The organism is Patescibacteria group bacterium (assembly GCA_028707065.1).
Lineage (GTDB): Bacteria > Patescibacteriota > Patescibacteriia > Patescibacteriales > WJLG01 > JAQTUZ01.
In genome coordinates, this window is sequence record JAQTUZ010000004.1 from 18,447 (window position 1) to 44,452 (window position 26,006).

At 47.7% G+C, this 26,006-nt stretch carries 19 protein-coding genes; 12 read left to right on the forward strand and 7 right to left on the reverse strand.

The features are described from left to right. Positions 1-65 precede the first annotated feature (65 nt). A complete protein-coding gene (locus PHE24_02330) occupies positions 66-656 on the forward strand; it encodes an HD domain-containing protein (GenBank protein MDD4901950.1) in 591 nt (196 codons plus the stop codon). Between the two features lie 513 nt (positions 657-1,169). Here PHE24_02330 and PHE24_02335 read toward each other — a convergent pair. Continuing rightward, complete coding sequence (locus PHE24_02335) at positions 1,170-1,421, reverse strand: hypothetical protein (GenBank protein MDD4901951.1); 252 nt, start codon at positions 1,419-1,421, stop codon at positions 1,170-1,172. 871 nt (positions 1,422-2,292) lie between these two features. Here PHE24_02335 and PHE24_02340 point away from each other — a divergent pair. Both PHE24_02340 and PHE24_02345 read left to right on the forward strand, forming a co-directional pair. Next, positions 2,293-5,076: a lamin tail domain-containing protein gene (locus PHE24_02340; protein MDD4901952.1), complete on the forward strand. Its 2,784-nt coding sequence runs from the start codon at positions 2,293-2,295 to the stop codon at positions 5,074-5,076. Between the two features lie 95 nt (positions 5,077-5,171). After that, complete coding sequence (locus PHE24_02345; protein ID MDD4901953.1) at positions 5,172-5,624, forward strand: dTDP-4-dehydrorhamnose 3,5-epimerase family protein; 453 nt, start codon at positions 5,172-5,174, stop codon at positions 5,622-5,624. Between the two features lie 202 nt (positions 5,625-5,826). Here the strand turns inward: PHE24_02345 and rfbD are convergent, their stop codons facing one another. Both rfbD and PHE24_02355 read right to left on the reverse strand, forming a co-directional pair. Beyond that, positions 5,827-6,696 carry a dTDP-4-dehydrorhamnose reductase gene (gene rfbD, locus PHE24_02350; protein ID MDD4901954.1) on the reverse strand — a complete coding sequence of 290 codons (870 nt, stop codon included), beginning with the start codon at positions 6,694-6,696 and terminating at the stop codon, positions 5,827-5,829. A gap of 139 nt (positions 6,697-6,835) precedes the next feature. Further along, positions 6,836-7,405 carry a hypothetical protein gene (locus PHE24_02355; protein MDD4901955.1) on the reverse strand — a complete coding sequence of 190 codons (570 nt, stop codon included), beginning with the start codon at positions 7,403-7,405 and terminating at the stop codon, positions 6,836-6,838. Between the two features lie 315 nt (positions 7,406-7,720). Here PHE24_02355 and PHE24_02360 point away from each other — a divergent pair, with 315 nt between their 5' ends. From PHE24_02360 to PHE24_02370, 3 genes are all read left to right on the forward strand, one after another. Further along, positions 7,721-10,357, forward strand: a complete 2,637-nt coding sequence (locus PHE24_02360; GenBank protein MDD4901956.1) for a DNA translocase FtsK 4TM domain-containing protein — start codon at positions 7,721-7,723, stop codon at positions 10,355-10,357. 106 nt (positions 10,358-10,463) lie between these two features. Next, positions 10,464-10,787 carry a hypothetical protein gene (locus PHE24_02365; GenBank protein MDD4901957.1) on the forward strand — a complete coding sequence of 108 codons (324 nt, stop codon included), beginning with the start codon at positions 10,464-10,466 and terminating at the stop codon, positions 10,785-10,787. Between the two features lie 2 nt (positions 10,788-10,789). Further along, positions 10,790-14,878, forward strand: a complete 4,089-nt coding sequence (locus PHE24_02370) for a hypothetical protein (GenBank protein ID MDD4901958.1) — start codon at positions 10,790-10,792, stop codon at positions 14,876-14,878. 56 nt (positions 14,879-14,934) lie between these two features. Here the strand turns inward: PHE24_02370 and PHE24_02375 are convergent, their stop codons facing one another. The 3 genes from PHE24_02375 to PHE24_02385 all read right to left on the reverse strand — a co-directional run bounded on the left by PHE24_02375 (position 14,935) and on the right by PHE24_02385 (position 16,449). Next, complete coding sequence (locus PHE24_02375) at positions 14,935-15,378, reverse strand: hypothetical protein (GenBank protein MDD4901959.1); 444 nt, start codon at positions 15,376-15,378, stop codon at positions 14,935-14,937. A 176-nt stretch (positions 15,379-15,554) separates the two neighbouring features. Then, complete coding sequence (locus tag PHE24_02380; GenBank protein ID MDD4901960.1) at positions 15,555-15,962, reverse strand: hypothetical protein; 408 nt, start codon at positions 15,960-15,962, stop codon at positions 15,555-15,557. A 70-nt stretch (positions 15,963-16,032) separates the two neighbouring features. Further along, positions 16,033-16,449, reverse strand: a complete 417-nt coding sequence (locus PHE24_02385) for a hypothetical protein (GenBank protein MDD4901961.1) — start codon at positions 16,447-16,449, stop codon at positions 16,033-16,035. 309 nt (positions 16,450-16,758) lie between these two features. Between PHE24_02385 and PHE24_02390 the strand changes: the two genes are divergently transcribed. The 4 genes from PHE24_02390 to PHE24_02405 all read left to right on the forward strand — a co-directional run bounded on the left by PHE24_02390 (position 16,759) and on the right by PHE24_02405 (position 21,212). Beyond that, positions 16,759-17,409 (forward strand): MBL fold metallo-hydrolase, encoded by a 651-nt coding sequence (locus PHE24_02390; protein ID MDD4901962.1) that lies wholly within the window; start codon positions 16,759-16,761, stop codon positions 17,407-17,409. Between the two features lie 118 nt (positions 17,410-17,527). Further along, complete coding sequence (locus tag PHE24_02395; GenBank protein MDD4901963.1) at positions 17,528-17,860, forward strand: hypothetical protein; 333 nt, start codon at positions 17,528-17,530, stop codon at positions 17,858-17,860. 26 nt (positions 17,861-17,886) lie between these two features. After that, positions 17,887-20,652, forward strand: a complete 2,766-nt coding sequence (gene gyrA, locus PHE24_02400) for a DNA gyrase subunit A (GenBank protein MDD4901964.1) — start codon at positions 17,887-17,889, stop codon at positions 20,650-20,652. A gap of 221 nt (positions 20,653-20,873) precedes the next feature. Next, positions 20,874-21,212: a transporter gene (locus tag PHE24_02405; GenBank protein ID MDD4901965.1), complete on the forward strand. Its 339-nt coding sequence runs from the start codon at positions 20,874-20,876 to the stop codon at positions 21,210-21,212. A 49-nt stretch (positions 21,213-21,261) separates the two neighbouring features. Here PHE24_02405 and PHE24_02410 read toward each other — a convergent pair whose 3' ends face one another. Further along, the gene (locus PHE24_02410; GenBank protein ID MDD4901966.1) at positions 21,262-22,152 is read right to left on the reverse strand and encodes a hypothetical protein; all 891 of its coding nucleotides are present in this window, start codon (positions 22,150-22,152) and stop codon (positions 21,262-21,264) included. Between the two features lie 186 nt (positions 22,153-22,338). Here PHE24_02410 and PHE24_02415 point away from each other — a divergent pair, with 186 nt between their 5' ends. Then, on the forward strand, positions 22,339-23,289 hold the full coding sequence (locus tag PHE24_02415; GenBank protein MDD4901967.1) for a GerMN domain-containing protein: 951 nt from the start codon (positions 22,339-22,341) through the stop codon (positions 23,287-23,289). A gap of 582 nt (positions 23,290-23,871) precedes the next feature. Next, positions 23,872-25,887, forward strand: a complete 2,016-nt coding sequence (locus tag PHE24_02420) for a hypothetical protein (GenBank protein MDD4901968.1) — start codon at positions 23,872-23,874, stop codon at positions 25,885-25,887. Positions 25,888-26,006 lie beyond the last annotated feature (119 nt).

Below are 26,006 nucleotides of genomic sequence, written 5' to 3' on the forward strand. Positions count from 1 at the left end.
TTTTTTCAGCACCGTTACGTGTTATGTGCTATGTGTTATGTAATAAAGGTGATAAAATAAATAACATGAAATACAATTACGCCAAAATAATTCAAGAAGTAAAAAGGTTGGTCAAGGCGGCCAATGATTCGCCGCGCAATAAATACAGCGCTTCGGTTTGGAAATACCATTTGGAGCTGGTCGCCAAGTACGGTTTGGCGTTGGCCAAGAAACTAAAAGCTGATGCCGAAGTGGTGGAGTTGGCAGCTTATTTGCACGATTACGCTTCTTTGCTCAATGTCAAAAACGCCGCCCAGCACCATCTGGCCGGAGCGAATTTGGCCGGAAATATTTTGCGAGATTTGGGGTTGCCCGAAGCCAAGATCAGGGCGGTCAAAAAATGCATTTTTTCCCATCGCGGCAGTGTCAAGATAAGAAAGCAGACCTTGGAAGCCAAGATCATCGCTTCAGCCGACGCCATGTCCCATTTTTATTATCTGCCGGATATGTTTTATCTCGCTTACGGCGTTCATAAATTCAAAACCGACGAAGGCGCGGCCTGGCTTAAGGCGAAGTTGCAAAGGAGCTGGGATAAAATAGTTTTGCCCGAGGCGCGGGTGATGATCAGAAAGGACCGGAAGTTATTTTTTGAAGTTTTGGACCAGGTATTAAAATAACCAATATTCAAAATAATAAATAAACAGTTTGATATCTGAATTTTCGCCAATAAATGGTATTCAACCGCAGGTCAAGACCCGCCCCCCTATCTTTTCTGTTGGGTGTCCCCGCCACAAGTGGACGAGATCTTTATCGGCGCTCGCTCGGAAATAATCCCCGCGAGGCGCGGGATCATTTCACTCACTCGCTTGATAAGCAAGGTTATCGGCGCTCGCTCGGAAATAATCCCCGCGAGGCGCGGGATCATTTCACTCACTCGCTTGATAATAAAAAAAGACCGGTCGCGAGATCGGTCTTTTGCCTGCTTATTGGCCGGCAGTAATAGTTTTTTGATAAGTAGATAGTTTTACTCGTTTCTTGCCCGGACGATTTTTCGCGCTAGCGGAGCTAGCCGTTTTTATAAACGGCGCATTATCTTTTTGTGGCCGCTGATTGTTATGGCAGAAATTCGGGTATCAGTCATCGGGCCTCCGTGAGGAAAAGGTTAAAATCCATCAATGGCGCGGGGAAAATTAAAAATTTTCGACTGCTCGCAGTTTCCGGATCAATGACCTTTTCAGTTTCATCAATCTTGAGTCCTTGGCCGAGATGCGGGTAACAAAGTTTCCGGAGACAAAATCATTTTTAGGGAAAACGCCGCCTTTTGACGCGCCTTCCGGCCGCAAAAGCTTAGTTGAGTATAAGCCGAGCTTCTTGTCTTCACCGGCGATCTTTACAAAAGCGCCGGTGAGCGTGATGAAACAGCTTCCTTTTCTGATAGGCACAAGCTTCTCCTTTGTTGATGGTGGAAAAAGGTGCATTTTTGCTGACTAATCAAATTAACACAAATTAATAAAAAAAGCAAGCCACGATCGCACAACACATAACTCGTAACACGTAACATGTTTCCTCTGCGCCATGCGGCAGTCCCCTAATCGGGAGACTGCCGCATGGCAAGGGAGTAAGAGGTCGCAAGTCCCCTGATCGGGAGACTGCCGCATGGCAAAGAACAGGTTACTTAGTGACAAAAATTATTAATTTTGTTAAAATATTTTTGTATGAAAAATCAAGGAGGGAAAATATTTTTGATCTTGGGCGTTTTGCTATGTCCGGGATTTTTTATTGGCTTTGGCAAATAAAAAACCCGCCAGTGAAATGTCCTGGCGGGATAATGACTCGTCCATGATCTGCAGCTTACGCCCAGGCCATGATTCCTCCTATTACAATGAGGATAAGCCCGAGATTTCTGAAGAACGTTCCTTGCAGCCAGATCGGAGCGCCACGACCGTCCTTTACTGTGTTCCGGGAAAGGATCCACCAGCCGGCAACTACCAAGCAAACGCCGAAGAAACCGGTACCCAGGTTGGGATTATTCTTGTGCTTGTCGCTTATGCAGGAACAGAGAATGCAACTGAAAGCGCATAAAGTACACAGGAATGAAGAAATGTAAAAACGCATAAGAGCCCCCTTGTTTGTTGTGGTGATTTTTTTTGGCCTTTATCAGATTATCATCTGATAAACGTTGATTTACCAGTGGATTTTTCAAAGATCTCTTTTGACATCCTATCTAATCATAAGCCGGCATTTTTGTCAATATCGGCAAATCGGCGTTGCTGCCGGAAAAAAGTTAAATAATTCGGTAAAAAATTACTGGCTATGAAAAATTGGGGAGGAAAAATATTTTTGATCTTGGGCGTTTTGCTATGCTCGGGATTTTTTGTTACGCAAAAATGCCAGGCGGCTTCGGCCGGTGACGTTGTAATCAGCGAGATCGCTTGGATGGGAACGTTAAATAGTGCTAATGATGAATGGCTGGAATTGGCGAATAAGACGGATCAAGACATAATAATTGAAGGCTGGACTATAACTTTCGGCACCAGCACGCCGAAAAAAATTGAAAAATGCAAAATTAATCAGCCTTGCGCCATCCCGGCCGGAGGATTTTTTCTGCTGGAGCGCACCGACGATACCAGCGCCCCGCCGCCGGCTGATTTGATTTATACCGGCGCTTTGAATGATAATGGTGAAATTTTGGAATTAAAAAATGATTCGGGCGTCACGGTCGACCGGCTTGACGCCTCGGCAAAATGGCCGGCCGGAAATAAAGATTTAAGATCAACCATGGAACGAGCGGCTGATAATTCTTGGTGCGATAGCCAATCGCCCGGCGGGACGCCGAAAGCGGCAAATGATTGCGCGGGCGGAAGTTCGGCGCCGGAAACGCCCGAGCCGCCGCCAGCGGAAAGCGGCGGAAGTTCAGTGCCGGTTTATCGCTACGGCGACGTGCTGATCAACGAATTCGTCAGCGATCCGGCCGCGGGAGAAAACGAATGGGTGGAATTGTATAATCCGAGCGGCGGGGAAATATCGCTTGAGGGCTGGACGATCGCCGACGGTTCGGGCGCGGAAACTGCGCTGTCCGGCGGTTTTGATGAAACTGATTATTATTTTTTCGTCGCGGAAAAATTCAAGGGCGCTTTAAATAACGACGGTGATGAAATTAATTTATACAGCGATACCCATAATTTGATCGATAAGGTTATTTATGGAAAGTTCGGCGCCTTGCCGGCGAATAATGCTCCGGCGCCGGGAAAAGGCGAGTCAGCAGCTTTAAAAACCGACGGACAAGAAGCTGTTTTTGATAAAGATAGTTACGCGGTCACTGATTCTCCGACCAAGGGCAAAAGCAATATTATTTCCTCGCCGGTTGAAGAAAACAATGATGATACGGCGGCCGCCGGCGCTGAAACCGCCGGCAAAATAATGATCACGGAAATTTTTCCCAATCCGATCGGCTCGGACCGGGAAGGGGAATTCATCGAACTTCATAACGCAACCGATCAGGCGATTGATCTGGCCGGCTGGCGGATTGAAATTGAAGGCGGAAAAATTTTTGAGTTTGGCAGATTTTTCAATCCCACCCGGACGCTCTCCGCCGGAGAATACTTTGCGCTTTTTCGGGCGGCCAGCAATTTGATCTTGGACAATAACGGCGGGAAGATCCGCTTGTTCGCGCCGGGCAAGAGCAAGGCCGCGCAATTATTGGAATATGGCCCGGCCGGCGAAGGTTTGAGTTTTGCTGATACGGAAAATATCAATTTAAAGAACGCGGCCAGCTCGACCAAGAATTTTTTGCGCAATTCTTTGCTGCTTAACCGCTGGGTTTGGAGCGATTTGCCCACGCCGGGCGCGCCCAATCAGATCAGAACCGCCAATCACGCGCCGAAAATAAGTTTTTCAACGCCGGATAAAATTATCACCGGCGCGCCGATGGTTTTTGACGCTTCTGATTCTTTTGATGAAAACGGCGACACAATCTCTTTTGTTTGGGATTTTGGCGATGGCGCGCGATTGAATCTGGAAACACCGGCGCACGTCTTCATGCGGCCGGGAAATTACCCGGTAAAATTGACAGCCAGCGACGGGCAAAATTTTTCCACGCTGGAAAAAATCATCAAAGTCACGGGCGCTTCTTTTGGCAATGCGGCGGTGCTGGGAGAAAAAATCGCGGCCAATAATATTCCGATTGAGTTGAAAAATAATTTGCCTGCTAAAAAAATAAGCCCTAAGCCGAGCGCGGTCGCGGCCACGACGGCGAGCAAGAATAATTCAGCGGTGAAAGTCGCGGTTGCTACGCCAACAATTAAACCAAGCGCGCCTGGAACCGCGATAGATAAAATAAAGCTGGGCGCGGCTTGGAAAATTTCCGGAACCGTCATTGTCTTGCCCGGGATTTTCGGCGTCCAATATTTTTATATAATAAATAATTCCCCTCTCGGGATCACCGCCGAGGCGGGACAGGGGGGTGGCGACGCCCCTGGCGGAGACGGGGTGGGTCAGCCGGCGGTGAAAATTTATAATTATTACAAAGATTTTCCCGCTTTAGCGATCGGCGACATTGTCGAAGTAAACGGCGTGATCGGCGGGTCAGAAGCTGATAAATATTTAAAAACTAAAAGCAAGGCCAATATAAAAATTTCGAGCCATGGCGATCCGCCCGTTCCGGAAAAAATAAATGCCGCCGGATTTAAAGAAGAAAATTTGGGAAAATTCGTGCAAGCCGAGGGCGAAGTCGAGTCGCGAAGCGCTCAAGAGATGAAACTTTTCGACGGCCAGGGCGATATCAATTTATATTTCAAAAGCAACGCCAAGATCGACGTTAAAAATATTCCGGCCGGAGCCAAAATCACGGCTATCGGTTTATTAAGCAAAGTTTCCGGCGGCCTAGCCATTTTACCCCGCAATCAAGCTGATTTGATTTTAGCCACGACGACTGAAGACGCAACCGGCCAAGTTCTTGGCGCGGCCACCGGCTCCTCGGCCTGGACTTTGCCTGCCCGCTCGAATAATTCTCAGCTTCTTTTATATATCTTGATCGCTGCCGGCGGAGTAATCATTATTTTAGCCATTGTACTTTTAAAAAAATATTTAGCCAGATAAACGGCAGAATTTCCGGCGGCAGCCATAGGTTTATTAAGAAAGGAAATTCGGGCAAAGCTTGCAATTTTCGGCAAAAAGTATAAAGATAAAAACATATGATCAACGGCGTAGTTATCAAAGAAGTGAAAAAAAATATCGACGAGCGCGGCTGGCTGGCCGAAGTTTTTCGCCATGATGAAACGAATTTTCAGGAAGCGATGTGTTATGTGAGCTTAACCAAGCCCGGCGTGATCCGCGGCCCGCATGAACACGTGCAACAGGCCGATTGTTTCGTTTTTCTCGGTCCGGGCGCGTTTGCCTTGCATCTTTGGGACCGCCGCCCCGGATCAGCGACGGCCGGCGAATATTTGAAAGTCGTGGTCGGTGAAGACAATCCATCTTTGGTTATCATTCCGCCGGGAGTGGTGCACGGCTACCAATGTATTTCCAAGCAACCCGCCTGGTGTTTGAATTTTCCGGACAAATTGTACGGCGGCGAGGGGAAAAAAGAAGAAGTTGACGAGATCCGCTGGGAAAAAGATCCAAACTCGCCTTACAAGATTGAATAAAATGTTATTTTGAACTTCTTTTGTCATCCTGAGCCTCTGGCGAAGGATCTATTTTGAATTAGATTGGGATATAGTTGAAAAATTTTTTATGATAATCGTTGGTGATTAAGGCAATTGCTCAAAATTTATATCTCGTGTATCGGCGTATTGCGATAATAGATCCTTCGCGCGGCGCTCAGGATGACAAAATACAAAAATCGTCTTAAGAGACGATTTTTTTGATATATTCTTTTAAAGCTTCCTGATAGCTTCGTAGCGGCGGCAGTTTGGTGTTGAGGAGAACGGATTGAGCCGGGCGCCGGGCCGGCCGGGGAAATTCATTGCCGGTAACCGGCATGACTTTTTTTTCAACGCCGGCAATCTTAAAGAGTTCGAGGCAAGCTTCATACCAGGTGGCCGGATTGCTGTTAATAATATGGTAGATGCCAAAAGGTTTTTTTTCTTCCAATAATTTTTTCGTCGCTTTCGCCAAATCAGGCGTATAAGTGAAACAGCTTTTTTCTTCATCAACCGCTTTAACCCTGTCATTTTTTTCGGCCGCTTTGAGCATCAGATCAAAAAAGCTGGGCTTGGCCGAAACAGACGGCCCCTGCGGGCCGAAAAGCTTGGAAGTTCTGATCAAATAATGGCGCGGTCCGTCTGAACTTGTCATGAGCTCCTCTTCGCCCAATAATTTACTGATTCCGTAATTATTGATCGGAGCGGGAAGGGCGGCCTCGTCATAACCGTCTCGATTTACGCCGTCAAAAACATAATCGGTCGAATAATGGACGATCGTGGCGTTGATCTTGGCCGCGGCTTGCGTTAAAAAGCCGACCGCCTCGCCGTTGATTTTTTTAGCCAGCGCAAATTCATTATCGTCGGCTTCGCATTTGTCCACGGCATTGTAAGCGGCGGCATTGATGATGAACTGCGGCTCGAGGCCGATAATTTTTTCAATCAAGCTTTCGCCATCGGCGATATCAATATCTTCTTTATCCCAACTGATCACTTCCGCTTCATTCGCTTCAGCGAAGACAGCGGCTAATTGCGCCCCCAAATTTCCTTTGGCTCCTAAAATTAATATTTTCATAGCTTATTGCATTAATTTAGCACAAAAGAAAGAAAAGTTAAATGTGACCTAACCGGCGCTGCAGGCACGAAGATTTAGCCGGAGTAAAAAAATCCCCATTCATTAAAACGAATGGGGATTGATTGAATAACATTTTTATTTACTTGCCAAGAAGGTGGAATGCTACGTCGCCCTTGAGGACCAGGCCTATCATTTTTGTCCAGGAGAACAGGTTTAATCCTCCGTTTGGGCAAGAGTAAGTGTAAAAGGAATCGTTCTTGTTTGTCATGCACTGGACATATTGATCGACGCTTACAAATTCCCAGGCGGAGATATCGGGATTATACCGATATCTAACCTGCCAAAGGTTTCGAGAAACAATTCTCCCGTTAGAAATTCTCTGCAAATAAGCAATAACGTGAACATGTGCTTCCGCCACTACCCTGTCAGTAACATACAAGATATCGACCGCAGAAGAAAAGTCTTTCGCTTTCTCAAAGTTAGCAGTGGACTTCTGATAGCTGCGATTTTCTCCGCAGCCGGGAAAACTTTTAACTTTGACGAAATACCATTTTAAATAATAACCGGGGTTATTATTTTTTTTACTGTTAAAGATATTGCTGATTTCTTGGGCAAGGTCTTGTAAGGGAGTGTTTTCCTGACCAAGGACCGGGCTGCTCATAGCGCCGAGCAGGGCGACAACAACGATAGTTCGTAATGAATAAAACATAAGTCCCTCGTCTGTTTAAGGTTTCAGTTATTCTGCTGATAAACGATGGATATAACCCATTTTTAATGAACATTTTAAAATCATTTTAATATAGGATAATATTAGTTTTTTGTCAATAGTATAATATTGGCAATGCCTACGCGCGTCACCTTTTATTTTTGTTACCGTCTTTTATCGGATGATTCTGGCGTAGTCAAAAATCACCTTTTTTTAATGTTTTTTCTGTGATATCATAAAGATAACAAGGGGGATAAACTATCCCCAATTTTGAATATAAAATTTTTTACTTATTACTTTTTACTTCTTACTTTTTCTATGGCTCGCCGCAAAAAATTCAAAAATCCGCTTGATTATCTGGAGATTCCCGATGTGGAGATCAGCGCCGAAACCAAAACCAGCCTTTTTATCCTGTTGATTCTGCTCGTGGCCGTGCTTTGCCTGTTGGGCTTGTTCGATCTGGCCGGCGCGGTGGGCAAATATCTGGCCCGGGGCGAGGAGCTGGCTTTCGGCTGGGGCAAATGGCTTTTTCCGCTCTTGCTGATTTGGTGGAGCTTCCTCTTATATAAGAAGGACCGCCGCTACTTCCGCGGCGCGGGAATTTTGGGAATTTTTTTGGCTTTTATCACCTTGCAGGCTTTTCTGCAAATTTTTATTCCCTTAAGCGAATGGAATGATTCGATCAAGACCGGCATCGGCGGCGGTTATGTCGGCTTATTTCTCGCTTCGTCATTTATTAAGATTTTGGGATTCTGGGGCGGGCTGGTCGTGCTGGTCGCTTTGATGATCGTCGCCGGCTTGCTGATCTTTAACACGTCGCTTTTGAAATTGATCGGCGGGGAAAGCATTTTTGCCAAAACCGCTCATCCGTTCCGCGCCTTGTTCGGCCGCTTGTTCGGCGGCGAGGATCGGGAAGAAGAAATTGAAGAAGAGGAGGAAACCGAGAAAGAAGAAAAGGCCCAAGAAAGCTTGTTTACCAAAAAAAGCATTGTCGAAGAAGAAGGGGAGGCTGGAGCCGAGGAGACGGTGGAAGAAAAAAACGAAGAAGAAGCCGATGATGAATTAGCCGACAAAGAGGAACAGCCGGTTCGCCGGATGACCGAAAGGGAAATTTGGAAAACCAATCGCGTCAAGATTGATCTGCCGATCGAATTGTTAGACAGTAATAATAGCAAGCCGACTTCCGGCGATATCAAGAATAATTCTTTGATCATCCAGCGCACGCTGGAAAATTTCGGCATTCCGGTGGGCATGGGCGAAACGCAGATCGGCCCGACCATCACCCAATATACTTTCCGGCCGGCCGAGGGGGTCAAGCTTTCTAAGATCACCACTTTAAGCAATGACTTGGCCTTGGCTTTATCGGCGCATCCGATCAGGATCGAGGCGCCGATCCCGGGCAAGCCGCTAGTTGGAGTGGAAGTTCCCAATAAGACCAAAGCGATCGTCGGCTTGAAAGAAATTTTGGAATCCAGCGAATTCAAAGCGAGAAAAAATAATTTGACGATTGCGATAGGCAAGGACGTGGCCGGAGCGGCTTGGTGCTATGACATCAACCGCATGCCGCATTTGCTCGTCGCCGGCGCCACCAACTCGGGAAAATCCGTCTGCTTGAATTCGATCGTGGTTTCGCTTTTGTATCAAAACAATCCGGAAGATCTGCGTTTTATCATGGTTGATCCCAAGCGCGTCGAACTTACCGTCTATGACGGCATCCCGCATCTGTTGACCCCGGTCATTACCAATGTGCCGAAAACGATCAATGCTTTGCGCTGGTGTTTGAATGAAATGGACCGCCGTTTCGAGGTTTTGCAAAATTTTAAAAAGAGAAATATCCAGGCTTATAACGCGACCGCCCGAGAAAAAATGCCCTATATCGTTTTTATTGTCGATGAGTTGGCTGATCTGATGGTGGCGGCCGGCCGCGACATTGAGGCGAGCGTGATCCGCCTGGCGCAGATGGCCCGCGCGGTCGGCATTCATCTGGTGCTCGCCACGCAGCGGCCGAGCGTTGACGTGATCACCGGTTTGATCAAGGCCAATATGCCCGCCCGCATCGCTTTCTCGGTCGCTTCCAGCATTGATTCCAAAACGATCTTGGACGGCATGGGCGCGGAAAAACTTTTGGGCAAGGGCGATATGCTCTTCCAGACTCCGGAAATTTCCAAACCGAAAAGATTGCAGGGCGCCTATGTTTCTGATAATGAAATCAAACGGATCGTCGATTATATCAAAGACAAGGGCGGTGATTTTGAATATGTCGAAGGCGTGACGGAAAAGCAAGCCGTGCACGGCATCGCTTCGGTCGGCATCGACGGCCAGACCGGCGATGAAGATGAATTATTGGCCGAAGCTCGGGAGTTGATCATCAGATCGGGCAAGGCCTCGGCTTCGATGCTGCAGCGCCGCCTTTCAGTCGGTTATGCCCGTGCGGCCAGATTGCTGGATGAGTTGGAAGAAGCCGGGATCGTCGGTCCGTCCAATGGCGCCAAACCGCGGGAGATTATGATCAGCCAATCGCAATTTGAAGAAATGGAAGATCAGCCGACCGCCGGAGTCGGGTTGCACGATCGCGCCAAAACCAAAATGCCGGAAAATTTCTTGGGTGAAGATAATAGCCTGGGCGAAGCGCCGGACGATGACGCGACAGTTTTTGCCGGTGAGGAGGAAGAAGTAGAAGATGAGGATGATGAATCGGAAGAATCCTCCTTCGCTAAAGCTTCGGAGGATGAAGAAGCTGCGCCAGAAGAGAAAGAAGAAACCAAAGAAGAGGTTGACGAGCCGGACTTGTCCGCCGAAGCTGCGTCAGACGCAGCGGAGGTGGATTTTGAAGTCCCGGCCGAGTCCGAGGAGAAAAAATCATCTGCGCCGAAAGCTGAAAAAATAATCGATTTAAGAAAAGACAAAAAATCCGTAGCAGACATCGAGGATGATGGGATGTTTTTTTCCCGCTAAAAGGCCAATTGATAAGTTTTGGGGAATTGTTGACAGATAATCAAAAAAGTGCTATTTTATAAAGAATAACTATTTTTTCGACCTCTTTAAAAATATTTTAAATTATATGAATACAAAAGATGATATAACTGAAGCGGGGCTTTCCGAGCCGGAAGCGGCGGCCATGATCCGCGGGCGCAAGCTTGGATTTTTAGTAGCCGCATCGACTTTACCCGATGAGGTTAAAGACGAATTGGCGGTTTTGACCGAGGAGATGACCGAAGAACAGCAAAACAAACTTTTGGATATCTTTGAAGCGAAATATCTGGACGAGCAAACCGAAGACGCGGAGAAAAAATTAACCGAGGAAATCGAAGCTTTAGTAAAAAAATATCAAGCCGAGGACGAAGCGCTGGCTAAAAGTTTAGCCGCCGCCATCGGCCGAATATAAATATGCCAAATATTGAAGCAGAAATCGGAGCGGCAGTTGAGAAAATCGAATCGCTTCCCAGCGTTGAGAAAAAAAGAGGCGACTTGCCCCAGGGAAAAGATTTGTCGCGAAAGATCGATAATCTGGTCAAGGAAGTCGAGTCTTTGCCGAACAAAGAAAGGCTTGACGCCGACTTGGCGTCAAAAAAAGAAGAAGCCTGGATGCCGGCAGTCGGGAAAAGCGTTTTTGTCAAAAGAACCGACGGCGAAATTGACGGGGGCTGGGAAGTTTCCCGAGTTGAAAACGGCATTGCTTATCTTTTGAAGCCCGATGCGAATAATCCGGGAAGAACTTTCAGAAAGAGCGGTCCGGTGGAAGAATTGGAAAGATTGAATGAAAAGGGAAAAATAGATTTTTCGCAAGCGGAAAATTTTTCTGATTTGTATAAATTGATTAATTATAACGGTCCGGTGAGGGGATCCAGCCGGGAATATTCTCCTGACAGATTGCAAAAGATAATTGAAGATGTAAAAAGCAAGAAAGTCGGTTTGGAAATGGTTACGCAGACGGGAAATTTGCGCCAAGCCGTGACTAAGCTTTTGGAAAAAGAGCCGGACGCGGAAATGAAAACTCTGGACGAGCGGATCATGGGCAGCCGCAGTTTTGCCGATTTGCGCGAGGTTATTGGCACATCACAATTATCCTATAAAAAGCAGGTTCTCGCGGCGCTTAATCAGACCGAAGCGGTCGTTAAGGAATCTTTGGCGAAGGGAAAAAATTTTCAAACTCTTTCCCCTGATTTTGTTAAATCAATTCCCGAAACTCACGGCTTATCCCGCAAGATCAGACAAATCGCTTCCGATTTTTTCGCTTCAGCCAATGGCGAGACCCGCTCCGGGAAAGAAAAATTAATCAGTGAAAAATCAAAAATTGTTTTTCCGCCCGAAGCGGTTAAAGCCGCCAAGCCTGAACCGGCCGCGGGAAAGAGCCCGGCTGAACTGGTTGCCGGGATGGACAAGGAAATCGAAGAGTTAGATAAAAAAATGGCCGCTCCCGATGCCGGTATGAGCAATTGGGAAGTCGGCGAGCGGTATTTGGCCAAGCATCCGGTTTCGCCGTTCGGCCGCCGGCCGGAAAGAATAGAAAAAGAACCTTATGATCCGGCAATTGAAGAATATAAAGCTTCTAACAAATTGGTCGGCGATAGCGGAGCAAAAAAGTCGCGCCGGGAATATGATCCGGTTGACGGCATTATCAGGCGTTTGGATGAACTGACTAAAAGTGAAGACATTCACGATCGGGTGGAAGCCGCTCGGATTTTGAGGGAGATGACTCCGGAGCAGACGGCGAAGCTTCCGGAAAAGATGCCGCCCGAATTAATCAGAAGATTGATGAAGATCGAGGCGCCGGGATTTGGCCGCCGGCCGGAAAGAAAAGAAAAAGATTTTCCCGTCGCCGATGAACGCGCTCGTGAAAGGGGAAAAATATTTAAAGTGGAGAATGGCAAGCGAAAAATAATAAAGTCGCGCCGGGAATATGATCCCGATGCTCCGCGGGTTTCACCGCCGGATGAAAAAGGCGCGCCAGAACCAGCGGGGGCGGAGCCCCGGCAAAGGGACAATCCGAACAATCTTCCGCGGGAAGAATTGGATAATTTGCGCCGTTTCGGCCCGAGCAAGGCTGAAGCTTTCGGGCGCGAGGTGGAGGAAAAAATTTTTGGCGGAGAAAGGAAAAATAAGAACGAAAGTTTTCATAAAAAATTCAAGAATCTCCTGGCTGACCATCCGATCGCTACCCAGATTTTTAAGACCGGGGCTGCTTCGGTTGCTTCGATTTTGGGCGTCAAATCTTTTTATGACGTGCCGGCTTATTTTACCCAGCGCTATGCCGTGCGCGGCAATATTTTCGGCATCGGCCACGGCAAAAATTTAGCCGATTCGGTCGAGGAATTGGTCGCTGCCAACAAAGCGTCCAAAGAAAAAAGGCGCGGTGAAAAGCCGGCGAAAAAAGAAGGGTCAACTGAAAAAAGCGCGGTTGATCAGGCGATCGATGATCTGAACAAGCGCCTGGCCAAGACCAAAGAGGGCACGACCAAAGGTTCCGAGCAAAGAAAGATGTTAGCTGAACTCCTTAAGGCTAATCGCAACAAGGAACAACAGACCAAGGAAGAAAGGCGCAAAGAGTTGGAAAATATTCTGGATAATTATACCAATACTAAGGTTTCCGGCATTCAGGCGGCTCGCGAGGCGCTCAACACCGCTTGTATGGCTACCGGCGCGATTTCCCTGCGCGGCGTCACTTATGGCGGCTTGGCTTTTTTTGAGAAACGGGAAGAGATGCGTCATCAGGCCCAAGGCGAGGCGAACAGAAAGGGCACGGAAGCCAAAGCCGAATATGTCAGCCTCGAACAAGTCTTTATCCGCGGTCTAAAAGAAACTTATAACGGCATTACGCTTCAAACCGGACGGAATAAAAAAGAAAAATCCATTGCCGCCATCAAGTCCTTCGGGTCGATCGCCCGTTTTGCCGGCATCGCCTTTGGCATGGGTACGGGCGGCCATGCCTATCACGGGGATTTGGAAAAAGTCATCAATGCTTTTGAAGGTAAAGTTAATTTTTCGGACATTGGCCATAATTTTATCCATAATGCCGAACGATACTTAAAGTTGATGCCCAATCTGGTAAATTCAATGCCGCATCTTCCCGGAGCGGCCCTTGGCGCCGAAGCCAGCCATCAATTTTCGTCTGCTCCGGCCGATTCGGCGGCGGGAAAACTACCTTCGATGGTAACGCCGGAAGGAGCGCCGGCGGCCGTTGAGCCGATTCCGGAAATTCAGTATCAGGGAGGCAATAGCATTTGGAATGAATTGAAACAGCAGCTAGCGGCGCGGTATGGGAAGGATTTTGACGGCTTGAGCGAAGCGGCTAAAAATGAATCAATCAATATTTTAGCCAATCGGATCACCGGCAATCCGGCGGCTTTCGGCCTGCCGACTGATGTCGACTTCACTAAATTAACCAAGGCCGATTTGGAAAAAATTCCCTGGAATAATTTTTTTGGCAACGAAGAAACTCCGGCAGCCGCCGTTCATAATTTGGGAAAAACTTTGGCCGAGCCGGGCGAAAATTTAAAACATTTTGGCGGCGGAGCGGGAAGAGAATGGACGCCGGAGGAAAGTCAGCATAATGCCGAGAATTTTTTTGAAAGTAAGGCGATAAGCGATGAGCTGGCCAAAATGTCGGAAAGAGCCCGTCATCTTAACGATGGAACTCTGGGACAAATAGAAAAGCAGAAGTTTTACGATGAGTTTGAGCGGCTGCGCAGCTCGGTTAAAAATCTGACCAACGGAACTTTGTTTTTTGATCCGAGCGGCGATTGGAATATAAAAATGCCCAACAACGAAATAATGAATGTTTTTCATGCCCAGGGGCCGCTGGCGATAAATATTGAAAAAGGCGCCGGAATGGGCAGCGGAATGGTAACGGCCGAGGAATATTTGCCGCCCGATAAATCCCCTCTGGTTGGACTGACTGCCGATGAAGCGGAGCGTTTGGAAATAAAAATTCCGGCTCCGGATATGTCGGATGAAATGGCGGTCGCGGCTGCCGGCCCTGCGCCCGAGGCTCCGGAGTTTCACCGGCCAAGTTTGGGCTATCAAAATGCGCCGGCTCCGCATGAGACCGACGTGTCCGGTCATGAGGAAGCCGAGCCTTTGGCGCCGAGCGCGGTAGGCGCGATCGAGCCTACGATTGATTGGCAGCACCCCGCAAAAATAACAGGCTCATTTGATGATGTCGCGGCGGCCAAGCGGATGATCGCTCATCAGGGCAAGAATCTTGATTTGCGGAAGGTCACCTCTATTTCTCCCGAAGTCCTGGAAATTTTGGCAGGCAAAAAAAATGGCGCGATAATCTTGACCGGGCTTTATCCGGAAAATATCCCGCCTGAATTGGCTGAAAAAACTTTTCAGGCCCTGACCGAAGTCCAGCCGCGCGGCGGAGTGGCGATGAACGATGAGATGATCAAGTGGATGGAAAAGAACGCGCCGGTTAATGAGGCTTGGCTGCCGCCCGATGAAAATCTGGAGGTTACCGCGGCTCCCAATCCTTGATAGTTATAAATATTTTGCAAATAAAAAAGGCGGCTCGAGCGAGTCGCCTTTTTGGTTTATCGTTGTTTTGGCGCCAATCGCCAGTAGCTTCGGGGATGGTTGATCAGGAAGTCGATATCATCCCTGGTTACCTTGCGGGGCGGAATGAATTTTTGATTATCCAATTCCGTGGCCTCCAATTCCATCAAATTGAATTCCAGCAGCGTGCCTAAACAGCTGTCGTTGATGGCGGAGAGCAAGAACAGGCTGTCCGTGAAAATCATTTTCTGGCCGTTGGGAAGGCTGATAGCCACCTCGATATTCTTGTAATGAAAGCTGGAATCATAAAAATAGGGCAGTTTGATCTCCGTGAATTTTCCGTTCCCGTAAAAAGTAGCGGACTTGATCGAAAAACAGATGGCATCGCCGATCAGTTGCTCGGCCGGTTCACAGCCGGCTGATTCGGCCGCAACAACAGCGAGCGGCCAGCAAAAGAGCCAGCAAAAGAGGAATAATTTCATAATACCCTTCTTTCCGTAATGTAAAGAGCTTCAAAAATCCTTCCCGCCATCTTTTCACATTTTTTAAAAAAAATCAAGCCCATGAAAAATATAATTCGGATTATCTAAATTCGTAGCATTCGCTGTAAAAAAGGCGGCTCTATTGAGTCGCCTTTTATTTGCTCATTTGATGTTGTTTATTTCTTCTTCGGAAGGTGCAGCCGCCAATTTGAAGCCGTCTTTTTAAAATTTGCGGCCTCGGCGGGTGTGATTTTTCCGTTATTCTGGGTTCCCAGTCTTTTGCTGGCTTCATTGGAATATTCGGCCACTAATCGATAAAGATCGATAATTACGTCTGTCCCGCCGGTGGCGCTGGCCAGCAGGCGGAAAGTTGTGTCATGGATAGTGATGACCTTGGTCCCGTTGGCGATGTCCACCAACAGTTCGCCGTTCTGGAACGCCTTCGGTATCGTGTCCAGCGAAACGATCCACATAATTGAATCGTTGTTAAAGGGGAGAGCTTTCTTCGGAGAGAGATAAATTGTGTTATTCGCATTGGCGATGGCGCAGGCGGCAAAGACGATGCCTGCTAACAGTTTGAACATGGGTCCTCCTTGAGAGATTGTTTAAAGATTAAAGGCGACTGGTTAGCCGCCTTTGTTACCGAGAGTGGGCTTAGCTTTCCAGCCGCCAGTTTTTCCCGTTCGCGAGAAGATCATTGATATCCTCTTTGGAAAATATCTGTTCGGAAAAACTTGCGTCCTTCTGCAGTTGCGACCAGTTTCTCAATAGTCCGGTCAGGGAGAAGAAAATAACCGTTGTCGGATATTTATCCCCTTCGATTTTTGCAATCGTTCTGACTTTGACGGTTACGCCCTCGTAATCGACGGCGACTTTTACACTGTCGCTGTAGAATTTTGTCCCCTGGATTTCGGCCCGGATTCCAATCTGGCCTTTAAGTTGAATGAAGCTGTAATAAGCTTTGAATCCGTAAAAATACATCTTCGAATCTGACATGGAAAATGCACTTTCCTCGGCCGACACAATTGATACAACTGAAACCAGCAGCGAAAGCAGGCAAATCCGGAACATAAAGCCTCCTGTAAAAATGGTTTATATGGGTTATTTAGGTTGTTTTTAATGTTCATTCTCGTACTTTTATAATAGCATATTTTATATAAATTGTCAATAAGAGCTGATTGACACTAATGGCCGATTTGCTATACTTATTATAGGCAAAATGGGTGCCTATTTTTCAATTTTTAGGTTGATTTTACTAATAAATTTTGGGATGTAATACTAATCCACGAATACATACTAATCTGACGAATATTTTTTCAACAAGCATTCGTTATATTAGTATGTATTCGTATTTATTAGTATTACATTTAAAATAATATTATGATGATAAGTTATTTAGGACAATCGTGTTTCAAACTTCAGGACAAGCTCGGACCGGAAGGCGTGACCTTGGTCACCGATCCGTTTGATAAAGAGCTGGGTTTAAAAGTCCCGAATTTTGAAGCTGATATCGTAACCGTGAGCCATCAGCATCACAATCATAATAATGCCGCGGCTTTGCGCGGCAATCCTTTTATCATCGACACGCCCGGAGAATATGATATTAAAAACGTCATGGTGCAGGGCATTAAAACCTGGCATGATGCCAAGGGCGGCGCCGAGCGCGGCGAGAATATTGTTTATCGGATTGAGATGGATGATTTGACCATCGTGCACTTGGGCGACCTCGGCCATATATTAACCGATGAACAATTGGAACAGTTGGACGACGTCGATATTTTGTTTATTCCGGTCGGCGGAAAAGTTACGTTGGATGCCAAAGCGGCCGTGGAAGTTATCGGCCAGCTTGAACCGCGGATCGTCATTCCGATGCATTATAAATTATCCGGCGCCAAGGCCGATCTTGATGCAGTGGAAAAATTCATCAAAGAACTGGGAGTCCAGCCCCGCAAGGAAGAAAAATTGAAAGTCGCCAAGAAAGATCTGCCGGTTGAGGGGATGGAGCTTGTTGTTTTGGATGTGATAATGTAATACTAATCCACGAATACATACTAATTTCGAATATGTTTTTAGCAAGAATTCGTCATATTAGTATGTATTCGTATTCATTAGTATTACATTTAAAAAGTAAATAAAAGAACAATCATTTATGTCAGTGGAGGAAAAAAAATCAACCCCGCCGGCTTCTTCGCCGAAAGAAGAGCGGGATAAGCATAACGCGCTCTTGGCCGGAGTTATTTTTTTCATGCTGCTGATTATTATTTTGTGGGCGATGAATTTGAATTTGGTTTTTAAGAGCGCTTCCCCGAAGCCAAACGATCTGGCCAATATCAATCAGTTAAGCCGGGATTTTAAAAAGGCTTTCAATCAGGTGGGAGCAAAAATCACTGAGTTGAAGAATATCGACTCTGCCGAGCTGCAAAAATACGCGGCGCAATTTTCAGCCTCCAGCTCCCTGGCCACCACTACGATTAAAAAATAGATTTTTACTTTTTAATTATTTAGGATATGCCGAAAAACAAGAAACCCGCGAAATTATCTTCCGTCCGCCCTGGGCGGACTACGGCGGACAAGCCCGCCTCCGCCAAGGCTACGGCGGACAAGGGCGGAAAAAAGCATAAAGTCGAGAGAAAAGAGGAGAAAGAAAAGAAAGTGGATAAAAAATCCATAGCTATTCCTGTTGGCGAAGTTGCGGCCGATAAAGCGGAGAAGAAGCAGCCTAAGCTGGAAAATCCCGTTTCCGCCAAGGCTATGGGGGACAAGCCGGAGGACAAGGGCGAGATGGTCGGGCTGCAGCCTAAATCCGGCATGGGACAATCACGGACCATGTATGGCTTGGTGCAAACCCAGCCGATCGTCGAAGAAATGAGCCGGTCATATTTGGATTACGCGATGAGCGTAATTGTTTCGCGCGCCTTGCCTGACGTCCGCGACGGCTTGAAACCGGTGCACCGCAAGATTTTATACGCGATGTGGGATATCGGCTTGCGCGCCGGCGGTAAATTTAGAAAATCAGCTACGGTCGTCGGCGAGGTCTTGGGCAAATATCATCCGCACGGCGACAGCGCCGCTTATGAATCGATGGTCCGCATGGCGCAGGATTTTTCCATGCGCTATCCGCTCGTCAAAGGCCAGGGAAACTTCGGTTCGATGGACGGCGATTCGGCCGCGGCCATGCGTTATACCGAAGCCAAGCTCTCGGCGATTTCCGAGGAGATGCTTTTTGATATTGATAAAAATACTGTTGATTTCATACCGACTTATGATGGTTCGCATCTTGAGCCGAGCGTTCTGCCATCCAAATTACCCAATCTTTTATTGAACGGCACCATGGGCATCGCCGTCGGCATGTCCACGGAAATCCCGCCGCATAATTTGCGCGAACTTTCCGACGCCATCGCTTATCTGATCGAAAAACCGGATGCGACAGTCGAAGATCTCTGCCAATTCGTCAAAGGCCCGGATTTCCCGACCGGCGGAATTATTTATAATCAGAAAGATATCGAATCGGCTTACGGGACGGGCAAAGGCGGGATCGTGATGCGCGGCGTGGCCGAGATCGAAGAAATGAAAGGCGACAAATTTCAGATCGTCATTTCCGAAATACCCTATCAGGTTAATAAGGCGACTTTAGTGGAAAAGATCGCCGAGTTAGTGACAGAGAAAAAGATCGATGGCATCCGCGATTTGCGCGACGAATCCGACCGCGAGAAAAGCGTGCGCATCGTGATTGAATTAAAGAAAGATGCTTATCCGAAAAAAGTTTTGAACGCCTTGTTCAAGATGACCGCCCTGCAATCAACCTTTCATGTCAATATGCTCGCCTTGGTCGACGGCATCCAGCCCAAGGTTTTGAATTTGAAATCGATTTTGGAAGAATATATCAAGCATCGCGAAGTGGTGGTCAGGCGCCGGACGCAATATGATCTGGATAAAGCCAAGGATCGCGCCCATATTTTGGAAGGCTTGGTGATCGCTTTGGAAAATATCGATGCCGTCATCAAGACGATCAAAGCTTCCCGCGACAAGGATGACGCGAAAATAAATCTGATCAAGAAATTCAAGCTGACCGAACGGCAGGCGATCGCCATTTTGGAAATGAAACTCCAGCAATTGGCCAATCTGGAAAGATTGCGCGTCGAGGAAGAACTGAAAGAAAAGAAAAAATTGATCGCCGAATTGGAAGCGATCTTAAGATCAAAAACTAAAATATTAAGCATCGTCAAAACGGAATTGAAAGAATTGGCTGATAAATACGGCGATGAGCGCCGCACCCAAGTCGTCGCCCGCGGCGTTAAGGATTTTAGCATTGAAGATCTGGTGCCGAACGAAGAGGCGATCGTGATGATGACCCGCGATGGCTATATCAAGCGCCTGCCGCCTGATACGTTCAAACAGCAGGAACGCGGCGGCAAAGGCGTGATCGGCTTATCGACCAAGGAAGAAGATACGGTGGAATTCATGTTCACCACCATGACTCATACTGATCTGCTATTTTTTACTACCAAGGGGCGTGTTTTCCAATTAAAGGCTTATGAGATTCCCGTGGCCTCTAGAACGGCCAAGGGCACGCCGATCGTTAACTTCCTTCAATTATTGTCCGAAGAAAAAATAACTTCCACTTTGCCTTTGGACAAGATCGTCGGCGCGGAATATTTATTCTTTGCCACCGAGCAAGGCTTGGTGAAAAAAGTCAAGCTGGAAGCTTTTGCCAATGTCCGCCGCTCCGGATTGATCGCCATTAAAATAAAAGGCGAAGATAAATTGATCTGGGCCAAGCCGACTTCTGGCACTGACGATATCCAATTGATCACTTCCGAAGGCCAGTCGATCCGTTTTGCCGAAGATGATGTTAGAGAAATGGGCCGCAATGCCGCTGGCGTCCGCGGCATCCGCCTCAAGGGCAAGGATGTGATGGTCGGCATGGGCGTAATTTCCACTGATAAAGAAAGAGTGAAAAAATATCAATTGATCAGCATTATGGCCAACGGTTTTGGCAAGCGCTCGCCGCTTTCTCTCTATAAAGTTCAGGGCCGCGGCGGTTCAGGCATCCGCACCGCGCATGTCACTGACAAGACCGGCAAATTAACCAACGCTTTCGTAGTCAATGCCGAAACTATGGCTGACCGCGACCTCATTATTATTTCTGAAAAAGGCCAGGTGATCCGTCTGCCGTTCAAGCAGGTTAACGAACTCGGCCGCGACACCCAGGGCGTCCGGGTGATGCGCTTCAAGGAAGAGGGCGACAAGGTCGCCTGCGTAACCTGGGCCTAGCCCCCCTCCTTTCGAAGGAGGACCCCCCTCCTTTTCAAGGAGGGGTTTGGGGGTGGTTCTGGGGGTGGTTCTGCGGGGAGGGCGGGGGCGATTTCAGATTTACGATTTTCGATTTTTTTGTTTTGGCAGAATCTCCTCTCGGGGGATTCTGCCCTTTTGTCCGGCGTGCTCATAAGTATTTTAAACAGTATAATATAATTGAATAAAACATAAAATAAATTATGAATTCGATCTTGGGCGCGTTTTTGATCGGTATCGGGTTGAGCGTGATAACGGTTTTTGCCGATGCCTTGATAAAACATGCCTCGCTGCAAAATGCTTTTTCCGGGTGGCGAACGCTGATTTTGGGCGCGATTATCTATGGCTTAACCGCTTTCGGCTGGTTTTTTACCATGCGGAAAATAAAACTTTCCACGCTCGGAGTTTTATACGCGGTTAGTTGCGTCATTTTGCTGACTTTAATAAGTATGTTTTATTTTAAAGAAAGAATATCTCCTTGGGAAATTAGCGCTATAATTTTGGCGATTTTTTCTCTGATCATCCTTTTCCGTTTTGCTTAAATTTTTTCAAAATAAAAAAGGGCGGAATTGTTTCCGTCCTTTTTGTAATTTAAAGTTTTTCCTGTCCTAGAACCATCGCCTCTATTTCTCTTTTTTTCTTTTCATTACGCCGGCCGATTTCTTTCCCTAATAAGGAAAGTATGATCGCGGCTCCGATCGCCAAAAGGTAAACGAATCCGTTAAGCCGGGAAGAATAAAGGATGGCAAAAAAGCTCACAACTACGCCCCACCAGAAAAGAGAGTTATAGAATAAGGTCTTTACTTTGGCATCGACGCAGGATTGTTCCCCTTTTCCCGATAAGCAGAAGATTAAAATGCCGGTAGCTGTTAATCCCAGGGCGGCGGCAATCGCCGCTCCTCGCCAGGGAATGTCCAGAACCGGCTGGCCGAATCCCAGCCAGCCAAGGTAGATAAGGTAGATCATGACGAATAAACCCGCGGAAATTATCAGTAAACTCGAATAGTTCAAAATCTGGGGTGGGAGCAATTTGGCGACGCGCAAGAAAATTATCAAGACCAGCAAGGCGAGAAAGATCAAACCGATCCGCCCCTGGTAATTGGGAAAAATTTTTTCTTCCGGTTTGACGTGCCGGGGATAGATTTTTATCTCGCCATCCATCCCTTCAAGCTGGACTCCGGGTCCTTGCCGGACAATGTCAGTTCTGGCGATGACGCGGGCAAGATCAATACCCCAAAATCCCGCCGGGTCATAGACCGTGTCGAACAGAGCGACGCTTCCGGTCGATAATACTTTTTTGATCAGCGCGGAATCAATATCGATCGCGGTAATTATGTCTTGGTGGCCGTCATAGTAAAGGTGATATTTACCCGGGCCGGTTGGGACAAGCAAAATTCCGTTTTTTTCCGGCGCGGCTGAACCGAAAACTATTGCCGCCGCCAAAACGGTGATAATCAGAAAACTTCGCGATAAAATAATCATGGCCCAACTCCTTTCGTTTAGTGGAGGTTGTTAAAAGAACATTTCGTTCAATATTACGATTTCTTCAATCTTCTGTCAATCTCGGGACTTTGAGTTTTAAAAATGATATAATCAATATTAAGCAGCAAGGATATTTTTTCGTTGCGCGACAATGTAACAATTTAGCAATCTAATAATATATTTTTTATGAAACATTTTTTAATTTTCGGAGGAGCTTTTTTATTGATTTTAATTTTAGCGGTAGGCACTGTCAGGTTTCTTTCCGGGCCGGAGGATACTTGGCTTTGTCAGAACGGCGCTTGGGTCAAACATGGTGTTCCGGCCAATCTTCCGACTGGCATCTGTTTGTCAAAGGAAACCGGCGGTGTGGTCCAAACCAGCACGACGACCGCGCCTAATCTGCCGACCGCCGATAATGTGGCCGCGGAAATAACCATCAGTTCCCCCGCTTCGAACGGGATCGTTTCCAGCCCGCTCTCGATTGCCGGCGAGGCCAGGGGAAATTGGTATTTTGAAGCTGTTTTTCCGATCAAATTGATCGGCGAAAACGGCCAGGTGATCGCCCAAGGGCAGGCAACCGCCCAAGCGGATTGGATGAGTCCGGACTTTGTGCCGTTTAAGGCCGAGCTGAAATTCGATCCGGGAACTTCGACGATCGGCATGCTGGTTTTTGCCAATGATAACCCGAGCGGGTTGCCGCAGAATGAAAAACAATTCGGCGTTCCAATCCGTTTCAGTAACGTCCAAAAAATTCCCGTCAAGATATATTTTGGCAATACGCAGCTGGACAGCGGCTCAACCGATTGCAGCCTGGTTTATCCGGTTGAACGTTTGATCACCAAAACTCCGGCCGTGGCCCGCACCGCTTTGGAGCAACTGCTGTCGGGAACTAACAGCGCGGAAAAAATCCAGGGATATTTTTCTTCGATCAACCCGGGAGTAAGCATCAATTCGATCACCATCGAGAACGGCACGGCTAAAGTTGATTTTGACGCCGAAATGCAAAAGCAGCTGGGCGGTTCTTGCCGTGTCACCGGCATCCGTTCCCAAATCACCCAAACCCTGGAACAGTTTCCCACCGTCAAGGAGGTGATAATTTCCGTTGACGGCAACGTCGAAGAAGCGTTGCAGCCGTAGTCGCGTCTTTCAAGAATTTTAGAAATCAGCTTAACCGGCGGATTGATTAATCGGCCGGTTTTTATATTGATTACTTTTTCGTTTTGTGGTAATATCGTGGGCAAAAGAGATATACTTAATTTTTTGACTATTTTTAGCTAAATTATTAATTATATTTCGGCGCGATCTTTGACAATTTTTTTCTAACATTGCCAATAATATTGACTTAAATAATCATCCTAAAAAAGGAGAGAGAAGTATAAGCCAAGAGTAAAGTTGAAGTCAGCTTGGTGCGTTTTTTCATCCTCTTACCATTTTCGGTTAACGAGGATTTTCTGACAGACGGCTGTCAGCGCGGTTGCGTATGTTTCACCTAAATTTTTCGGAGGAATGAAAAAGAGATAAACAGATGATTTGCCGCTTTCAATGGTTGAGTCTTGGTCGCCGGTCGGCATCAGGACAAGGGAGGCGGCCCTCACCTTAAACCCGGGACTTTTCCCAATTCGGGACGGTTCTTCGAACCGTTGTTTTCCGGCAGATATTTTCGGACGGTTGTTATTTGAATTGTTTTTTACCTTAACTGAAATTTCCTTGGAGGCAATTATGTTCCGCTTTATTCATCCAGTAATCGTTTGGCTCTGGTTGTTGTTAATGGTAAATGTCTCTTTCGGACAGGCGGCCTGGGTTACTTTAAGCCCTTCGCCCACCGCGGCTAATTTATCTGATGTTGTCTGGGGCGATTCGCAGTTCGTGGCCGTGGGAAGCGATGGAACAGTACTTACTTCATCCGATGGCGCAAAGTGGTCGGTTCGTTTGGCAAAGACTTCGGGTCTTTTGAACAAAGTCATCTGGACGGGGAAACAGTATGTGGCGGTCGGTTCGGCCGGCGTGATCGTGACGTCGGAGAACGGAATCAATTGGACGGCGCGAGTTTCCAATTCAGCCCGAGATCTCCTCTCTGTTGCCTGGACCGGCAGCAAGCTGGTGGTCGTGGGGTCATTAGGAACAGTGCTTACTTCGCCCGATGGTATTGCCTGGACCGCGCAGCCTTTGGCCTGCAATCAATGCTATTTGCGCAGCGTCGTTTGGACCGGCGCGCAACTGGTAGCAGGCGGTTATTCGACGACTGGTACGGGCAGTTCGCTAATTCTGACTTCGCCGGACGGGACAGCCTGGACCGCGCATTCAGCCGGCGCGATCACGATCATTAATGATCTTGCTTGGACCGGCAGCAGACTGGTGGCGGTAGGATATTTTGGGCTGACGACATCGCCGGATGCGATTGTTTGGACCCTTAATTCGAGTGTGACTTACGGGTTAAACAAAGTTGTCTGGACCGGCAGCCAGTTGGTAGCCGTGGGAATAAGAAGCCAGTATCAAAATAGTATTTTTACTTCGCCGGATGGATTGGCCTGGACTTACCGCCCCACCGATAATATGGAAAGCCTGTTCGGCGTAGCGAGTAACGGCAAAACGCTGGTAGCAGTCGGAATAGTCGGAACGATCCTTAGTTCCGGCGATGGCATCAGTTGGGTCGCCCGATCAACGGGCATTGCCCGCGATTTGGCCGACGTGGCCTGGAGCGGGCACCTGCTGGCGGCGGTAGGCCGGGACAATATGATCGCGACTTCGGTTAACGGTACTGTTTGGACGCCGCGCTCTTGCGGATTTATGCAGAGTTTTCACTCGATCATCTGGGCCGACACCCAATTCGTGGCTTCCAGCGATAATTATACGGTAACGTCGGCTGACGGCGTGAATTGGCGGCTCCGAACCAGGGATGGAAACGGATTTTCGGCCATGGTTTACGCGAACAAACGAATCATCGGAGCGGGGATCAAAGGCATAATCAAGACCTCGCCGGATGGCCAAGTTTGGACGCCTTGCACTTCGAACGTGACCGTGGATTTGCGCGGGATAGTTTCCAATGGTCAGCGGCTGGTGGTTGTCGGCGACAGCGGGGTTGTTTTGACTTCGACTGACGGCAATGTTTGGCAAAAACAAATCCCCGATTCGTTGATCGATCTCTGGACCGTTGCCTGGGGCGGAGGAAAATTCATTGCCGCCGGCGCCAGTGACACGGTTTTGGTATCGCCAGACGGCGCGGTTTGGTCGGCGCATGCTACCGGTATGGGCGGTTTCTATGAAATCGTTTGGACCGGCCGGCAATTTGTCGCGCAAAATAACGGCGAAATCTTTTCTTCGTCCGACGGGGTAAATTGGTCAAAACGCACTTCGGGCATCAGGGGGAGCGCGCTAGTCTGGCAAGCCAACACGCTGGTGCTGGTCGGGGCAAGCGGCGAGATCAAAATTTCTCCCGAAGACATTGTGGCCGTGGAAGATTCCCGGCCGGTTCTTTCGGCAAGATCGACTCGCGCGTTGTCGGTCAGCTTGTCTGATCGCCAATTGTTCATTTCTTACGTTGTGGAACGGCCAGCCGCGCTGTCGATCGGTTTGGTTGATTTGAGCGGCCGCAGGATTTTTTCCGCGGTAGATAAATCCAACCAGGCCGGGACGCGGTCGATCCGAGTGCCCTTACACAATCTGGCTGCCGGCGCCTATTATCTAATTCTCAAGTCCGAATCGGCTCGAGAGTGCCGGATGGTAGTCATAGAGTAAAGTCCAACCGTTCTTTGACTTGATAAAGCCTGGAAAATCTTCCAGGCTTTTTATATCCTTGACTTTTCAGTGTTTCTAAGTTAGTATGATAAAAGCTAATAAAAATCGTTCAAAAGTCA

Excerpts from the sequence above, each read along its gene's own strand:
- PHE24_02330 (MDD4901950.1), top strand. The coding sequence starts at position 66 with ATGAAATACAATTACGCCAAAATAATTCAAGAAGTAAAAAGGTTGGTC.
- PHE24_02340 (MDD4901952.1), top strand. The coding sequence starts at position 2,293 with ATGAAAAATTGGGGAGGAAAAATATTTTTGATCTTGGGCGTTTTGCTA.
- PHE24_02345 (MDD4901953.1), top strand. The coding sequence starts at position 5,172 with ATGATCAACGGCGTAGTTATCAAAGAAGTGAAAAAAAATATCGACGAG.
- rfbD (MDD4901954.1), bottom strand. The coding sequence starts at position 6,696 with ATGAAAATATTAATTTTAGGAGCCAAAGGAAATTTGGGGGCGCAATTA.
- PHE24_02355 (MDD4901955.1), bottom strand. The coding sequence starts at position 7,405 with ATGTTTTATTCATTACGAACTATCGTTGTTGTCGCCCTGCTCGGCGCT.
- PHE24_02360 (MDD4901956.1), top strand. The coding sequence starts at position 7,721 with ATGGCTCGCCGCAAAAAATTCAAAAATCCGCTTGATTATCTGGAGATT.
- PHE24_02365 (MDD4901957.1), top strand. The coding sequence starts at position 10,464 with ATGAATACAAAAGATGATATAACTGAAGCGGGGCTTTCCGAGCCGGAA.
- PHE24_02370 (MDD4901958.1), top strand. The coding sequence starts at position 10,790 with ATGCCAAATATTGAAGCAGAAATCGGAGCGGCAGTTGAGAAAATCGAA.
- PHE24_02375 (MDD4901959.1), bottom strand. The coding sequence starts at position 15,378 with ATGAAATTATTCCTCTTTTGCTGGCTCTTTTGCTGGCCGCTCGCTGTT.
- PHE24_02380 (MDD4901960.1), bottom strand. The coding sequence starts at position 15,962 with ATGTTCAAACTGTTAGCAGGCATCGTCTTTGCCGCCTGCGCCATCGCC.
- PHE24_02385 (MDD4901961.1), bottom strand. The coding sequence starts at position 16,449 with ATGTTCCGGATTTGCCTGCTTTCGCTGCTGGTTTCAGTTGTATCAATT.
- PHE24_02390 (MDD4901962.1), top strand. The coding sequence starts at position 16,759 with ATGATGATAAGTTATTTAGGACAATCGTGTTTCAAACTTCAGGACAAG.
- PHE24_02395 (MDD4901963.1), top strand. The coding sequence starts at position 17,528 with ATGTCAGTGGAGGAAAAAAAATCAACCCCGCCGGCTTCTTCGCCGAAA.
- gyrA (MDD4901964.1), top strand. The coding sequence starts at position 17,887 with ATGCCGAAAAACAAGAAACCCGCGAAATTATCTTCCGTCCGCCCTGGG.
- PHE24_02405 (MDD4901965.1), top strand. The coding sequence starts at position 20,874 with ATGAATTCGATCTTGGGCGCGTTTTTGATCGGTATCGGGTTGAGCGTG.
- PHE24_02410 (MDD4901966.1), bottom strand. The coding sequence starts at position 22,152 with ATGATTATTTTATCGCGAAGTTTTCTGATTATCACCGTTTTGGCGGCG.
- PHE24_02415 (MDD4901967.1), top strand. The coding sequence starts at position 22,339 with ATGAAACATTTTTTAATTTTCGGAGGAGCTTTTTTATTGATTTTAATT.
- PHE24_02420 (MDD4901968.1), top strand. The coding sequence starts at position 23,872 with ATGTTCCGCTTTATTCATCCAGTAATCGTTTGGCTCTGGTTGTTGTTA.